Source organism: Alkalibaculum bacchi, assembly GCF_937875145.1.
In the GTDB taxonomy this organism is placed as follows: Bacteria; Bacillota; Clostridia; order Eubacteriales; family Alkalibacteraceae; genus Alkalibaculum; species Alkalibaculum bacchi_A.
The window spans coordinates 15,866-31,995 of record NZ_CALNCS010000084.1 but is presented as its reverse complement, the minus strand read 5'-3'; the positions used below and the strand labels follow the sequence as shown (position 1 = coordinate 31,995).

Sequence of the window (16,130 nt, the reverse complement as noted above, 5' to 3'; positions counted from 1 at the left end):
ATGTCGTAGTGCATGAAACTTTCTATACTTTAAATTCCACTATGGTTATATTCAGATTGAGTAAATCTACTTAGCTTATCTCTTATGGATCTTTCTTTAAATTCCACTATGGTTATATTCAGATTCTTTCTACTGATTGCTTGATACTCATCGGGTAATACCTTTAAATTCCACTATGGTTATATTCAGATTGTCCGGCGAACTGGGATGAGATGGATCTATACGAACTTTAAATTCCACTATGGTTATATTCAGATAGCTCCATTCTCGCTCGTTATCGGGGCTTCTTTTGCCCTTTAAATTCCACTATGGTTATATTCAGATGCTGTCTTTCTTTTTCCATTACAGCAGCTTGCTATACTTTAAATTCCACTATGGTTATATTCAGATCAGACCCGATTTAATATACGTTACTGGACCATATACCTTTAAATTCCACTATGGTTATATTCAGATAGAATACAGAGATTAGACGAGTACATAGAAATGACCTTTAAATTCCACTATGGTTATATTCAGATAAGAGATCTTAAAAGGAACATGGTATATATTAGACGCTTTAAATTCCACTATGGTTATATTCAGATAAATTTTACCGTGAGAATCAAAAACATCTAGTCTCCCTTTAAATTCCACTATGGTTATATTCAGATGCTGGGGAGCGACAGCGGAAAACCTAGCAAGGTATCACTTTAAATTCCACTATGGTTATATTCAGATAAAGGCTACGGTAAAACAATTGCAAAGCATTTCTTTCTTTAAATTCCACTATGGTTATATTCAGATTAACAGGAACATTTCTTCAACAATACATAAAAAATCTTTAAATTCCACTATGGTTATATTCAGATCAAAGCGGCATTATAGATAATGTGATTTATTATCAACTTTAAATTCCACTATGGTTATATTCAGATCAGACCCGATTTAATATACGTTACTGGACCATATACCTTTAAATTCCACTATGGTTATATTCAGATAATAATTGAGTTAACTTTAACCGTATAAAACCTATCCTTTAAATTCCACTATGGTTATATTCAGATGGAAGTTTCATTTCGTTTTCCTCCTTGCTTTCGCAGCTTTAAATTCCACTATGGTTATATTCAGATTAAATTTAAGATGTTCGATTTCAATATTACAAATGACTTTAAATTCCACTATGGTTATATTCAGATAGGACTCAAAGACAAGAACGGTAAAGAGATTTACGACTTTAAATTCCACTATGGTTATATTCAGATGGCATCCTAGGAAATGCCTATAATCGACCAGTAAAGCTTTAAATTCCACTATGGTTATATTCAGATTTAAACCGTCGTTGATTTGCGTTGCCACGTCATAGATCTTTAAATTCCACTATGGTTATATTCAGATTTGTTAGCTTTTATAGTAGTGGTCGCACCGTTTATTCCTTTAAATTCCACTATGGTTATATTCAGATAACGTGGCCGTAGCTGACGTAGCCAGAAGTGTAGACCTTTAAATTCCACTATGGTTATATTCAGATGTAAACTGCATAAGTTAATCGCAACGATGAAAAACACTTTAAATTCCACTATGGTTATATTCAGATAAAAGATACAGAAGAGCACCTGACCAGAGAAGCGAATACTTTAAATTCCACTATGGTTATATTCAGATTATATCGCTGATTTTAGGTACTTTGACAATAGACTCTTTAAATTCCACTATGGTTATATTCAGATCCAATCAAAACGGCAAAAGAAAACAGTCTTACATAAACTTTAAATTCCACTATGGTTATATTCAGATGCTACTGGCGTTCCTTGACCTGTATATCTAAGCTCACTTTAAATTCCACTATGGTTATATTCAGATAATATGACACATTATGATAATTATGCGAAGGATGAACTTTAAATTCCACTATGGTTATATTCAGATGAAAAGGCTATCCAGAAAGCAGAGAACATCCTAAAAATCTTTAAATTCCACTATGGTTATATTCAGATAAGGTCTACTTCTTTAAAGTATTTGATAAGATTCTCACTTTAAATTCCACTATGGTTATATTCAGATTGGGTAAATCAGGAAGTAAAGATACCTAAACCAGGTCTTTAAATTCCACTATGGTTATATTCAGATTATAACCCAATCGAAATGAATTTACAGTTATTTGCTGCTTTAAATTCCACTATGGTTATATTCAGATGCCACTGTGGTTCCTCCTATGCTATTTCTTTTAATCTTTAAATTCCACTATGGTTATATTCAGATTTAATTGCTCTATTTGGTACTGCGATTGGTACTGGCTTTAAATTCCACTATGGTTATATTCAGATAAAACTATCACAACCAACAGTATCTCGATATATGTCCTTTAAATTCCACTATGGTTATATTCAGATATATATTAGTGATGAGGGTGTGCTTTACAATGATTACTTTAAATTCCACTATGGTTATATTCAGATTCAAAGATAAAATACAACAAGAAACAGGTATTAGCACTTTAAATTCCACTATGGTTATATTCAGATCTGGGGCTTGTACAATTCTAAAACCATTATCACTTTTCTTTAAATTCCACTATGGTTATATTCAGATATATCTAGAAGCTATTGCTTGTACCACTATGTGTTTCTTTAAATTCCACTATGGTTATATTCAGATGTAGACAAGAACACGAAATTGAACACCTTATAGAACTTTAAATTCCACTATGGTTATATTCAGATGCAGTAGCTTCAATTACAATGCAAGATGAATCACTTACTTTAAATTCCACTATGGTTATATTCAGATTGATTGTAGAGTTTGGGCATATGCTTATATGGAAATCTTTAAATTCCACTATGGTTATATTCAGATTTCTTAGAATAATTCTCGAATGTAGGTCTATTTTTCTTTAAATTCCACTATGGTTATATTCAGATCTTTTTTACCCTCTTGCTTTCGCCCTTAACTTCAACCTTTAAATTCCACTATGGTTATATTCAGATAAATTAATGATGGTTCCGGTTTTACGCTTTTTTATAACTTTAAATTCCACTATGGTTATATTCAGATATGGATTCAAAATCTGCTTTAAACTTCTTACCTACTCTTTAAATTCCACTATGGTTATATTCAGATATATCAAAAAAGCAATCGAATACCTAAACAGTGCAACTTTAAATTCCACTATGGTTATATTCAGATTAAAGACTAAGACGGGACAAAAGATAGTCATTTTTGCCTTTAAATTCCACTATGGTTATATTCAGATCTATACTCTGATACTGCCCCATAACCTCTGCACTTCTTTAAATTCCACTATGGTTATATTCAGATGGCCGTCTTGACTCCGTTTGCTACGTCATTAGCTTCTTTAAATTCCACTATGGTTATATTCAGATGCGTATCCATTTTAACATAGATAATTCAATGGCTCAAGGCAAGCATTTTGTCTACCTTACCCAATTTTGATATTTTTATAAATCTTAGAACAACATTTTTTTTATTCTTATGATTAGCCTTGATTTGATTTCTTGTCGACCTTTATATCATTTTGCATTATAAGGGATCGACAATTAAATAAATTGAGGATCATCTATCCTTAAACCTATTATATCTTTGTTCAACCATTTTTCATTTCTACTCTTAAATACGATTACAGAATCATATTCTTTATTGATCTCGGCTTCTAATTTTTCTTTTAAAACAAACAAATCTGATTCTAATATTTCACCTTCAAAAACTGAATTTTGAATATGGTTCAAGTACTGCTTGCATATTTTAAATATTTTTCTCCATCTTTTTTGACCCTTATCTTCAATAGATATATCATAAACCAAAATTACATACATATTACCACCACATTATAAAAGGTTCATATTCTTTTTCACCTAAAAGATGTTTTATTAACTTATAACATTCAAGTCTTATTAGATATCTATAACTCACACTTTTATTCAAATCCTTATGGTTAATAGTTCTCTTTAAACTTTTGTCGTATTCTGAAAGAATAATTTTTGAGCCCATTTCTTCCATATGTAGATAATTTAAATTTTTAGTAAAATGTTTTTCTTGGATTTGATTTTTGTTTAATAATGAAAAAATCAATCTATCCGCTATTAGTGGTTTAAATATCTCAGCTATATCTAGGCTCAATGAATGTCTACTCGTTCCTGGTTCATGGAGATAACTTATTGTAGAATCTAGTTGTGTTTTGTAAATCTCTCCTAATACGGTTGTATATACTAAAGAATTTAAATATGATATTAATGTATTTATCATATTATCTGGTGGACGCTTAATTCTTTTTTCAAAATTTATCTCTTGGTCTATAATAATATTCCAAGACTCATAATAAATTTTATGTATGTTTCCCTCTAACCCCATTAGTTCAGAGATTTTTTCTACATTCTCTACCTTTTTTATAAGTCTTGAAATCTCGCTCATTGGTTTGCTTAAATCCTTACCCCTTCCATTATAATACCTTAGATTTCTATAGATATTATTTCCTGCTGCAAGAACAAATTTTTTGGCCAATTCTAACCGCTTAATTGAATCGATGTAATATTCACATTGCTTTACTGTCAACTTTCCAGAAATTTTTGTCCTTTTAGGAATAAGACTTGCCGTATAAAAGTCATAATAATTGAAGAAGTGAATTATTATATTATGCTGTGATAAAAAAGTTATCAATTTTGTGTTTATGCTATTTTCACCAAAAAAATATATTTCTGAAATCGAGTTTACTGGAATATCTCTTTTATCTCCTTCTTCATTAATAAATCGAAGTGTACTATCCTTTCTTTTAAGCTCCCCATTTTGATATATGTATAAACTTTTCTTCATAATAATCTCCTATATAATACATATGTCGTAATATGCACACTTTTTACATTTTTCACTCATCTTTTCTTTAGGAATCACGCTACTTTCTAAAAGCATTTTTATTTCCCCTATTACTTTTTTTAATTTTTCTCGATCATCGCCATTTAATTCAACCTCTACTACTTTCTTTAATAAGGGGTAATCTATTTTCGCTTCTATTTCTGATATTCCTAGTTTTTCTAAGTAATATAAATAATATTTAACTTGCCAAATGGATGCTTCTTCAATTTTCCTACTTTTCTTTATTTCATGAATTGTTCCATTGGATTTGATAAAATCAATGTTAATCTCATCATTAATTAGGATGTGTTTTCTATCACGTTTGTAGGAATTTTCATCGATAAACTTTCCTATGGCAACGTTTTCATTTTCGCTTTCCATATCGAGATTATTAGTAGAAAACCAAAGCTTTCTTTTGCAGACAAAATAATAATAAATCATTAAGCCAGTAATTTTAATATCTCTCATATTGTTATACTTTCCTCTGATTTTTCTCTAGTTAATCCTACTTCATTATTATATTTATTATTTACAATATATATCTTCTCCCCTCCTATTTCTATTAAATCAGCATTATAAATGAAACTTGGATCAACGCTGAGAGTATAATCATTTAGCTCATTCTTTAATTTGATTAAACTTACCCTTAAATCTTTCTTCTCCTTTTCATAACTTACCATTTTAATTAATTGTTCTACTTCTTCTATATTGTCTCTAAGTTCTGCAACTTTGTAATCCTGAGTATAGATTGATTCTGGAATAACTTTAAAAGAAATAATATTTCTAAATCTTTTCTTAACCTCATTAAAATCCAGCTCTTCAACATTTAGATCATCTATGTATTCGTATCTTTTTCTGTATTCTTCTAAAAATTCTGAATCTCTTCTAGAACGCAATTTTTCCATTGTAAAGTACTTGTTAATCATATCTACTTTTTCTTTTTCTGTGATTATACCATTCCCTTTATCAATTAGAGCCTCTTTACTTAACATGTGAAGTCCTTTATCTATAAAACCATAAGAACTCCCAGTCAAGTATTTATCGTCAATTTCAGTAAATACATACACATTTGGCCTATCATTAATTTTTTCTCTTTTTCTAAAGCACCTTCCAAATCTTTGAAATAGACCTAATAGCTCTGAAAGCTCAGTAAATAATAAGTCGAAATCAATATCAAGACTGGCTTCAACTATTTGAGTTGTAACCCAGATTGTCTGTATTCCTTTAAGGTAATGTATTTTCTTGCCATCTTTTAAAATTTGTTCTTCTTTTTTAGCTCTATCTTGTACAGTAAATCTAGCATGCAAAAGATTAAGATCAACATCATATCGACCTTCAATAGAAAGTTCCTTTAGTCTTTCATATATGTTTTGAGCATCTTTTACAGTATTCATAACTATTAGACAAGTTTCAATATCGGTACTTTTAATTTCATCAAATATATATTCTGCAGTAATTCGTTGTTCTACTATTTTCATATTATGCCTCTTTATATCCGTTAGAAAAACAGCTTCTTTAAACTTTATCTTTGTTTCCCCTTCTATTTCTTCTAATAATAAGTCTCTAACAAACGGAGCTAAAGTAGCGGTAAAGATGGCAAATCTCCCACCTAAAGTATTTATCCGTTTAATAGCGTAGATTGTATATGCTAAAATATCAGGACTATAAGCTTGTATCTCATCAATTATAATCTTAGAGTAGCTGAATGTTGCAAGTTTTAATTCATAACCTGGATATTTAAAGACAAAATCAAATAGTTGATCTGGTGTAGCAATAGTTATTGGAAGAGACATATTCCGTGTTCTATCGTAATACTCAAAGAATTTTTCACTCTCTAATACTTCTTCTTTTGAAGATTTATCATCAGATAAGTATACACTTGCTGTTTCTCCATGTAATAAACCTATTTTATCCATATAATCCATTTGAATTATCTCATCTCTTATTCTTCTGAACATAGCATTAATAGCTGTTCTTAGGGGCAATACATAAAAAACTTTACTATTTCCAGCCCATAATAGGGATGCTTCTGTTTTTCCTAAACCTGTAGAGCCAGTTATTACTGCATTTTCATTATGATTCTCCAAACAATATTCTTGAATCTCTCTCCATTCATATCCAAGATTATTCATCATATCCATTAGAAAATTATTTTCTAGCTCACAGTTTGTATGAGCACTTGCTGAATAATCACACTTGTGGAGCAAACCTTTGATTTTAATATAGTCATTATTCTTTCTAATTGATTTTAATTTAGTGGCCGAACGCCCTCTTATGGATTTAATAACGTTCTCATTGAAAACAGCATTATCAATTTTTAAATATTGTTCATTTATATTAGACAAGTTTTCTTCTATTAGAAATTTTTGTTCAGCTATCACATCATAGTTTGAGACATAATTATGATGATTTAAAATAGAAGCTATTACTATTTCTTTTTCTTTACCTTTTAGTTCAATAAAATAATTAACCAGATATGCAGATAATATATTATGTCCAACTTCTTTTTCAGGGTTAAATCGACTATTCTTTCTTATTCTCTCTTGAAAAATAGGATTCAATTTGCCTATATCATGATATACACAGGTTACCTCTAACAAATTCAACAAATTTTCTCTCAAATAACCAAAATTCTTAATGAGCTTGTATTGATTTAACAATTCGTATGTATGACCATATAGAGTTTCATCTGGCTTAGCTTTTGCTTCTCTATATATAAATTTTAGATTTTCATCAATCATATAATCACCTAATTAAAATCAGTTAAATATTCATCGGCATCAATATACGCTTCGGATTGGTCATCTAACATAAATAGCGAAGAATATAAGCAAGGAATTTTATTGAATATTCGTTTGTTCTCAATAATTTCATATTCTTTATTTAAATAATAGACTGTTCCTTTTGCCTCTTTTTTATTTTGACCATCGTAAATTAAGAAGGACTTAGAATCATCGTCTTCAGTCATTATCCTGTCTAAATTTACATACATTTTATAATTATTTTTTAAATTCACATCTTTATATGGCTCTCTAAGCTCAACTTCCTTAATCTCAATTAACTCAACAAAATCTTCACTTCTTCCAATACATACTAAGTTGTTTATATTGTTCTTTATATCTTGAATAGTACCATCATCTGATCGAATGTGTATTGCTAATTCTACATCATAAAGTACTTCTTGGAATTGAGGTGCTTTTACTAGAGTCCTAAAATGTGAACTTGGCTTTTCATATTCTCTTATAAATGTTTCTTTATAATCTCTGTCTACTCTCTTATACTCAGCTTTTAGCTCTTCTATTTCTGACTTGAGTTTTATATACTCTTCTGATTTTTTATCTAAATCGTTTTGTTTAGCCTTTAATTCCCTCTCTTCGCCTTTTAGTCTATCTATCATCGGCTTGACTACTTCTTTTTTTTCTACTTCAAATTCCTTTTTCAAATCTTCAAGATGAACATACTTCTGGTATAATTTTTCATTTTCTATTCGGACAGTTTTTCTTCTCAGAAAGCTATTGCCTTGACCCTTTAAGCCCTCTCCTACTGTTATAAAACCGGCAGTTAAAAGTTCTGGATTTGATAAATAAATCAATATATTTCTATCATCATGCCTATTGTTTAATAGCCCATGATTTACATATATTTCCCTTTGCATAGAATCGTATTTCCCTTGTATTGAAAGATCCATGGGATGATATTCGGTGTATCCGCATGCACTATGTAATGCTCCTACAAGTGTTGAATAAGGTGGCAAAGGATATGTCATACGGTTGTCTCTGGTCTCTTCTCGAGTGTAAGAAGCTTGATTTTGTCTTAATTTAATTCGAAGAACCTTCATAGTAAGCCTTCACCTCTTCTTTCAAGTTATTAAAGAATAAGCTTATGCTACTTGGATTTAGTTCTTCTTTTATTTCATTCTCATTAGAAAAATTGTCTCCTTCTAATAGACCTACTAAATATCCTTCAGCTAATTTATTTTTTAAATCCTCATTTACAATCAACGTATCATTATTCACTGATACTACATTTTCAAAATAATGAGTCTTTTTACTACCAATACCACCTACTACAAATAGAGGCTCAGCATTATCTAAATTTCCTCTAACTACAAGGGATAAATCCTTAGCTGCATCTAGAATAGCATTGACTCTGAATACCCTTTCTCCAACACTAGATTCAGCATTAAAATTTTCATCTACGCCCACTTTATCTAAGTCTATTGTAATAGAGTATCTCTTTAAAGATTTATCATATTCATATTGATAAGGCATTAAACCTGCTTCTTTTGATTTTTCTTGAAGATTAATCGCCTGTTGTTTTGCACTGGTTTGTGCCAGATATAAATTATTATGAAATCTCGTCTCATTGATGAATGGCTCGTAAGCTATAGCGTCCGTTAAATAAAAAGAACTCTTTCGAATTTTAGTCACTCCACTAGTATTCATATATCCGCCTTCTAGGGCTCTACAATTTGAAGCATTTAGTTCCTTGGAAACTGACTTTTGGGTAACTCCACTATCTACATCTACAACTAGATCATTGTATAGCCCACTTTGAGTCATTATGGCATTTTTCATACTCTCTCTTGATCTTATTGCATAAGATTTCCCATTCTTATAAACCTTTTGAACACTTCCAATATTCCCTAAACCTTCTCCATAATTTGACGTCATATTTGCTACAATCGTTAATGTAAGTGCCTTATTATTCATTTAATTCTCCTCCTTTTTGATTTCTTCAGTTGCTAATTTAAAGAAATTTAATTGATTAACAAAGTCATATGCCAAATTTTTATTCCCTTCGAAATCTCTTATTAGATAGTGCAGAAAATTAAAAGGAACTTGTGTATATGATTGTAATTGCAACATAATTTCTATAAATCTGTCATTGTCGTTAGCAACCAAAGCCCCTATTAGCTTACTTCTATAAGCGTCAATTTTATGTTTCATACTCCTCCCAGCCAATTGTTTTTTAACTGCTTCTATACTCTGTCTTACATTCCTATGACTCATATTACCGTTCTCCTTTATCAATAATTTTTCACCGTAAATCAATCTGTTAATCCTGATTAGTTGAGATATTAAAAAATCATTATTTCTTTTTTTGCTATCAATTCTTCTTTTATCATTAAAATTAAATAAAAACATTATTAATTCATCAAGAGTTAATAAATTCAAAATATTATTAGTTACTTCTTTCATCATGTTTATGTAGTAATTATCTGTTATCTTTATAGAACGGTTTAACGCCATGTTAATATATCCTTTGTTACTATCAAGATTTTTTATAGATTTAAAAATATCTATTGCCTCTTTTCTAACAAAGATTGTTTCAAAATACTCTTTATCCATGTCTTTTAATATAATTTCAACATCAAAGTCTACGTACTCTGAGCCTTCTTGATATGAATAAAAAAGCTTACTTCTAAAATTACTGTCATTTTCATCTCGCATATCCGTATCAATTTTATTATTTATCCTCAACAAATCTATTATATTAAAATTACTATTAATAAATACTGATTCTCTGTTAGTTGTAAAAGCAAACGGAATAAAATCAAATTCAATATAATCAGAATAATTTCTAGTGCTATCATCAAAACTAAAACTTAAAGATTTAGTTTTCCTACCAGTGTCTACATAATATCCATTCAAACGGCAGATTTTATCTCTCTCAGCCCTAAACTTATAAGAATTCGAAAATTTAGCGTAGCCAAACTTAGCATTTTTAAAAGTATTTGAGATTATTTCTTCTCGGTTCTCATCAATCAAAGATTTAATGACCCAAGGGCCCCCATCAATGTTAATATCTTTAAATATTTTTTTTAATATAGTATTAGCACCAAGTTTTTCCTTGATTTGTTTATAGTCATCTTCGGATTTTTCTTCTTTATCTAGTAATTGTTCCAAAACTACGTGATGCATCTCTCGAGAATATCTATACTCCACGTAATGCATGTATTCACTATCACTTTTGTTGTTTACAGAATCGTAATTATAATATAAATATTGATTATCTACTTCGTGATTAATATTGTAATATCTAAAATATCTGACCATTCCAACAATTGATGCAGAGTATCTCCAATCACTTGGACAAATTCTCCTATCATATTCAATATCTTGTATTACATAATGATCTATTTCTATCACCCAATCACCTCCTATTAAAATATTAATTCGATAAGACCCATTCCTGAACTCCTCCTGCTACCAATCCCATTATTCTTGATATAATTTAAAAGTTTATTATCTCCTTTTACAAAGAAAGTTCCTAATGTAGCAGATATTAACGTGCCATAGATAGGAATCACAACTTTCTTTAACTTTGAAAAATCAAAAATCAAGGAATCAATTTCCTTATCAAAAAATTCCAAATCTTCTTTTATCTTATTTCTAAACTCTAATTCAAAACCCTCATCACTGTAAGCTAAATATTTATCTCTATTAGTTTCTCTATCATGAAGTCTAATACAAATTGGAGATAATATTTTAAATATTCCAAAATCACCAATAATATCAGGTTCCCTAACTAATCGAATACTCTTCAGAGTGATTTGATTATCATTACCTATATTAAATGGCTTGTCCTTCATATTTAAAAGACTTGAAAAATAAATAAGTGCAATCTCTTGATTCTCAGTCTTTAAGGTCATTTCTATGTTATTTCCACCTAAATGAATAATATCTCTATCAAACTTTGGATTGTTTAATCTAATAGACCAACAAATCTCTTTTCTTTTAGTACCAGAACCATAAAGCTCATCATAAAAATATCCATCCATATACTCAGAAATCGCATTCTTAAAGAAACTAACAAAAGTTCCTCGATTATCAGACTTTATTTTGTTATTCTTAAGTTCAAACCTTGTAATGTATTTCACACAACCCCTCCTCTAATCTCCAGTATGTAATATTTAATTTTTTAAGTACGGAATGTTTTTTATATCTTATTTTACAAACGCTTCTTTATTTGCTAAATTTTAAGCTAAAATAAAAATGACTTGACCCCTTGAATAATGAAGTTACCTTTATGATGCATATGAGCTATAAATTGCATTAAAATTCTTCTGTTCAATTAGAAAATATATTAGTATTACAATACAATATTTTCCACATGTATGTATATTATTCGACATCTAGGCTCCATTTCCCTTCTTTTTTTGTAAAGATTTTTATATTTTATAATTTCATTCAAAATAAAAACTATCTCTTTTAAACTTTATAAATTTTATTTTTGTGAATACATTTTTAAATGAATTGTTTAATTCTCATATTTCATGATTAATAGTCCAAATCATAGCCATTAGTGGTGAACAATTATATAATCTAAAGTCAAATACGATCTGTTGTTAATTCTAAGTTTTATGTAAAAACGCAGAAAGATGAGCATTTAAATGGAAATAAGAAAAATTTCAACTGAAGAGATTAAATATATTTACAATCAATTTATGGTAGAGGATTTCTCTGCAAATGAATCAAACCCTCTTAATACAATTAAAACGCGAATACAAAGTGGGTTATAGCAGTGTTGCGGCTTATTTGCAGTTGATGGCTTAAGGGAATATGATTCTTTGTATGGAGGTCATAAGAATTAAATTTTTCTCCGTACTGATTACTTTATAGTAATCAGTACGGAGAAAACATGGGATACGAAAGTACATTTTGAGAATTATTGAAAGAAGAATCAATGGCATTCGAAGGCTCTCTCGTAGAAGTCAAAAAATAGAAAAGACAGAAAATGAAACAGAGCGTAAAACAAGAGAAAGAAGAATGAGATTTTATCTAAAAAACGATGTGGTAAAAACTAACATTTTGTGTTATTTATTTGATATAGATTACGCTATCTTGTATTTACCCATTAAAGAAAAATATAGCGATGAATTAGTGTACTCTTAGCTAGGAAAAGAATATCAATTTATGATTCTTCAAAAAACGTATAATAAAAATGTAATCATAACCTACAGGATGAATAGCATGGAGTCTCTTCTACCTTCTTCTGTCAATTGGATTTCTGTTTTTCTCTTTTCTTCCCCTAATCTGTGATAATCTACTAAACCACCTAATGTATATGCAAGTAGTTGATAGCCAAAGCATATTCCCAAAATTGTAATGTTCTTTTGCACTACATATTTTAGTCAATTAGATACTTCTACGCACCAGGGCTCGTTATCCGTTACCATAGCTGGAGAACCTGTGATGATGATCGAGGATACGCCATCTAATGAAATTGGGATGCTATTTTTATAGACGCAAGAGACGATTACATCTTCGCGGGATAAACCAGCGTATTTTGCAATGCGAAAATCGCAATCTCCGCATCGTTGAATTACGGATTTATTTGAAGAACCTGTTTTAATAATTAAAAGTTTGCCCATAATCATACCACCAACCATTTTCCTTATATCGTATTAATCATATATGTTTAATATATTTTATTACACAAGGCATTATTTGTCAACAAATATTCATCTCACCACTATATTTTATGAATTTATAAGGATACTGTCATGAAAATAGCACATGAGCACGGATTTAAAAGCTTAATATACTTGTATTTTTTGACTTTTAAGGATAATATATTTATAATAGTCTAAATGCAAATGATTTGCATTTAGATAGATAGTATTAAATAAGGAGGTAATTTATATGAGACGACAGATTACATTATGGTCTTTATTCATTTTATTAATAGTTCTATTAACTGCCTGCAGCACTACCCCAAAAAACACCTCTGCGGTTGAAAGTAAAAATGACAATAATATTACGACATATGCTAGCATCTATCCTATGTACGACTTTGCATCAAAGATTGGTGGAGACAAAATCAATCTATCTACTATGGTGCCATCTGGTACAGAGCCTCATGATTGGGAGCCAACGGCTATGAATATTACTCATTTAGAAGAAGCCGATGTTTTTATCTATAATGGTGCAGGTATGGAGCACTGGGTTGAGGATGTATTAGCATCTCTTCAAAATGAAAAAATCATTGTTGTAGAAGCTTCTAATAATGTAGATTTTATCAAAGGACATTCTCATAGTGAAAAACACGAAGAAGACACAACCCATGACCCTCACGTTTGGTTATATCCTTTAAATGCAAAGATACAAATGGAAAACATCAAAAACGCATTTGTAGAGGCAGATCCTAGTAATGCAGGTTACTACGAAGCAAATTATAAAAAATACGCTGCTGAGTGTGATGCATTAGATCAAGAATTCAAAGATACTCTCGCTCCTCTTGTCAATAAAGATATTATCGTCTCTCATGAAGCCTATGGGTACTTAAGTGAAGCTTATGACCTGCATCAAATAGGTATTGAAGGATTATCTGCTGATTCAGACCCAGATCCAGCTCGAATGGCTGAAATCATTGACCTTGCAAAAGAAAAAAATATTGAGACCATTTTCTTTGAAGAAACTGTAAGTTCTAAAGTAGCAGAAACTATTGCAAAGGAGGTAGGTGCAAAAACAGCAGTACTAAGCCCCATTGAAGGCCTTAGCAATGAACAAGAGTCTGCTGGTGACGACTATTTTTCTGTTATGAGACAAAATTTAGATGCACTAAAGAGCGCATTACAATAGGAGAAGTATATGAAAATAATCGAAGTAAACAATATAAGTTTTGGTTACAGCAATATGCCCATCTTTTCGGAAGTCGACTTTACAATAAATAAAGGGGATTTTGTAGCCATTATAGGAGCCAATGGCTCTGGAAAAAGTACTTTGTTAAAACTAGTATTAGGCGAACTGGTTCCATCTACTGGGCAGATTCGCCTTTTTAATGAAGACGTACAACACTTTAAAGAATGGTCTAAAATTGGCTATGTGCCTCAAAAGGGTCTTTCTTCTCACTCTAACTTCCCTGCAACTGCAGAAGAAATTGTAATGGCTAATCTTTTTTCTCAAATTGGACTACTTCGATTTCCCAAAAAAGAACATCGTGAAAAAGCTCATACTGCACTCAAACAAGTTGGCATGCAAGAGTATGCAAAAGAGCTAATTGGCAATCTTTCTGGTGGGCAACTTCAAAGAGTCATGTTAGCAAGAGTCATGGTTAATGAACCAGATATTATGATTTTAGATGAACCAACTACAGGCCTCGATGCTGAGACCATAAAAGGCCTATACCAGTGGTTAAACAAGATTAACAAAGAAGCAGGACTTACCATACTTATGGTTACTCACGACATTACCAATGTACACCAGCATGTATCTAGAATCCTTTGTTTAGAAGAGGGCTCTCTAATTGAACTAAATAAAGAACAAATCCATCATGAGTTATCTCACAAACATAAGCATCCAAAGAATAATAAAGCAGAAAGGATCGATAAAAATGGCGATATTTGAATACACTTTTATGCAAAGAGCTTTCATCGTAGGTATTTTGCTCGCTATTATTATTCCTTGCATTGGCATTATTGTAGTGTTAAAAAGGCTTTCTATGATTGGTGATGCCCTTTCACATAATTCTCTAGCAGGTGTGGCAGCTGGTCTAGTCATGGGTATTAATCCTATTGTAGGAGCTATGATTTCAAGTATTATTGCAGCCCTTGCTATTGAGTACATTCGCAAAAAAATTCCTAGATATTCAGAAATGTCTATAGCCATCATTATGTCTGCTGGTGTAGGTTTAGCTGGTATTTTATCTGGCTTTATAGATAACTCGGCTAATTTTAATAGCTTTTTATTTGGAAGTATTGTAGCCATTAGTGATTTTGAGCTGTATCTAGTAATTGTAATCAGCCTTTGCGTTATGCTCTCTTTTATTTTCTTATTTAAAGAGCTCTTTTTTATATCTCTTGATGAGCGTTCAGCTAGGCTTGCAGGAATTCCAGTAAAGAGTATTAATTTTATATTTACCATACTCACTGCTATTACCGTATCCGTAGCAGCTCGAACAGTTGGAGCCCTTATTGTATCTTCCCTAATGGTCGTCCCAGTAGCTTGTGCTATGCAGTTTGCAAAGAGCTATAAACACACGGTTTTATACTCTGTATTCTTTGCCGTTTTATTTACGATTGCAGGACTATTTCTCTCTTACTACGCAAGTTTAAAGCCAGGAGGGACTATTGTGCTTATCGGGGTTGTGACTTTGCTTGGGATTTTATTTGAAAAGAAAGTGATCAGGTGGGCAGGTGGCCGGGTGATCAGCAAAAACACGTAAGCCACCGCTGGTGGCTTTTTTGCTAGATTAGGAGATGAGAAATTAACGATGAAAACTTGTTTCAGTTGTAAGAATCACAGATCCTTCGCTTTGCTCAAGGATGACTCTTGCAG

The 16,130-nt window shown here is 30.8% G+C and carries 14 protein-coding genes and 1 CRISPR repeat array; of the genes, 4 read left to right on the top strand and 10 right to left on the bottom strand.

Going from position 1 to position 16,130, the window contains the following annotated elements; all coding sequences use genetic code 11:
* Positions 1–27: 27 nt before the first annotated feature.
* Positions 28–3,365: direct repeats of the CRISPR family, unit length 30 nt; unit sequence CTTTAAATTCCACTATGGTTATATTCAGAT.
* A 174-nt stretch (positions 3,366–3,539) separates the two neighbouring features.
* The 8 genes from cas2 to cas6 are packed head-to-tail and all read right to left on the bottom strand — an operon-like array spanning position 3,540 to position 11,731.
* Positions 3,540–3,815: a CRISPR-associated endonuclease Cas2 gene (gene cas2, locus Q7P22_RS05655; RefSeq protein ID WP_303861771.1), complete on the bottom strand. Its 276-nt coding sequence runs from the start codon at positions 3,813–3,815 to the stop codon at positions 3,540–3,542.
* Between the two features lies 1 nt (position 3,816).
* Positions 3,817–4,809, bottom strand: coding sequence for a type I-B CRISPR-associated endonuclease Cas1b (cas1b, locus tag Q7P22_RS05650; protein ID WP_303861769.1), 993 nt, complete (start codon positions 4,807–4,809; stop codon positions 3,817–3,819).
* 9 nt (positions 4,810–4,818) lie between these two features.
* Positions 4,819–5,316 carry a CRISPR-associated protein Cas4 gene (cas4, locus tag Q7P22_RS05645; RefSeq protein WP_303861767.1) on the bottom strand — a complete coding sequence of 166 codons (498 nt, stop codon included), beginning with the start codon at positions 5,314–5,316 and terminating at the stop codon, positions 4,819–4,821.
* The gene (gene cas3, locus Q7P22_RS05640; RefSeq protein WP_303861766.1) at positions 5,313–7,589 is read right to left on the bottom strand and encodes a CRISPR-associated helicase Cas3'; all 2,277 of its coding nucleotides are present in this window, start codon (positions 7,587–7,589) and stop codon (positions 5,313–5,315) included. The genes cas4 and cas3 overlap by 4 nt, the downstream gene beginning before the upstream one ends.
* An 8-nt stretch (positions 7,590–7,597) precedes the next feature.
* Positions 7,598–8,686, bottom strand: coding sequence for a CRISPR-associated protein Cas5 (gene cas5 / locus Q7P22_RS05635; RefSeq protein WP_303861764.1), 1,089 nt, complete (start codon positions 8,684–8,686; stop codon positions 7,598–7,600).
* Complete coding sequence (gene cas7i / locus Q7P22_RS05630; protein WP_303861762.1) at positions 8,667–9,560, bottom strand: type I-B CRISPR-associated protein Cas7/Cst2/DevR; 894 nt, start codon at positions 9,558–9,560, stop codon at positions 8,667–8,669. The genes cas5 and cas7i overlap by 20 nt, the downstream gene beginning before the upstream one ends.
* On the bottom strand, positions 9,561–11,000 hold the full coding sequence (gene cas8a1, locus Q7P22_RS05625; RefSeq protein ID WP_303861761.1) for a type I CRISPR-associated protein Cas8a1/Csx8: 1,440 nt from the start codon (positions 10,998–11,000) through the stop codon (positions 9,561–9,563).
* Positions 11,001–11,014: 14 nt separating this feature from the next.
* Entirely contained in the window at positions 11,015–11,731 is a 717-nt protein-coding gene (gene cas6 / locus Q7P22_RS05620; protein ID WP_303861759.1) for a CRISPR-associated endoribonuclease Cas6, read from the bottom strand.
* Between the two features lie 781 nt (positions 11,732–12,512).
* Between cas6 and Q7P22_RS05615 the strand changes: the two genes are divergently transcribed.
* Positions 12,513–12,746, top strand: coding sequence for a hypothetical protein (locus Q7P22_RS05615; RefSeq protein WP_303861756.1), 234 nt, complete (start codon positions 12,513–12,515; stop codon positions 12,744–12,746).
* Positions 12,747–12,808: 62 nt separating this feature from the next.
* Here the strand turns inward: Q7P22_RS05615 and Q7P22_RS05610 are convergent, their stop codons facing one another.
* Together Q7P22_RS05610 and Q7P22_RS05605 are read right to left on the bottom strand one after the other, a co-directional pair.
* Complete coding sequence (locus Q7P22_RS05610) at positions 12,809–12,973, bottom strand: hypothetical protein (RefSeq protein WP_303861753.1); 165 nt, start codon at positions 12,971–12,973, stop codon at positions 12,809–12,811.
* A gap of 12 nt (positions 12,974–12,985) precedes the next feature.
* Positions 12,986–13,225 carry a hypothetical protein gene (locus tag Q7P22_RS05605; protein WP_303861751.1) on the bottom strand — a complete coding sequence of 80 codons (240 nt, stop codon included), beginning with the start codon at positions 13,223–13,225 and terminating at the stop codon, positions 12,986–12,988.
* A gap of 271 nt (positions 13,226–13,496) precedes the next feature.
* Between Q7P22_RS05605 and Q7P22_RS05600 the strand changes: the two genes are divergently transcribed.
* Genes Q7P22_RS05600 through Q7P22_RS05590 form a run of 3 tightly spaced genes read left to right on the top strand, consistent with a single transcriptional unit; the run spans position 13,497 to position 16,017 of the window.
* Positions 13,497–14,435 (top strand): metal ABC transporter substrate-binding protein, encoded by a 939-nt coding sequence (locus Q7P22_RS05600; protein ID WP_113920701.1) that lies wholly within the window; start codon positions 13,497–13,499, stop codon positions 14,433–14,435.
* 9 nt (positions 14,436–14,444) lie between these two features.
* Positions 14,445–15,200 (top strand): metal ABC transporter ATP-binding protein, encoded by a 756-nt coding sequence (locus tag Q7P22_RS05595; RefSeq protein WP_303861746.1) that lies wholly within the window; start codon positions 14,445–14,447, stop codon positions 15,198–15,200.
* Positions 15,187–16,017, top strand: coding sequence for a metal ABC transporter permease (locus Q7P22_RS05590; RefSeq protein WP_113920703.1), 831 nt, complete (start codon positions 15,187–15,189; stop codon positions 16,015–16,017). The genes Q7P22_RS05595 and Q7P22_RS05590 overlap by 14 nt, the downstream gene beginning before the upstream one ends.
* The last annotated feature ends 113 nt before the right edge of the window (positions 16,018–16,130 follow it).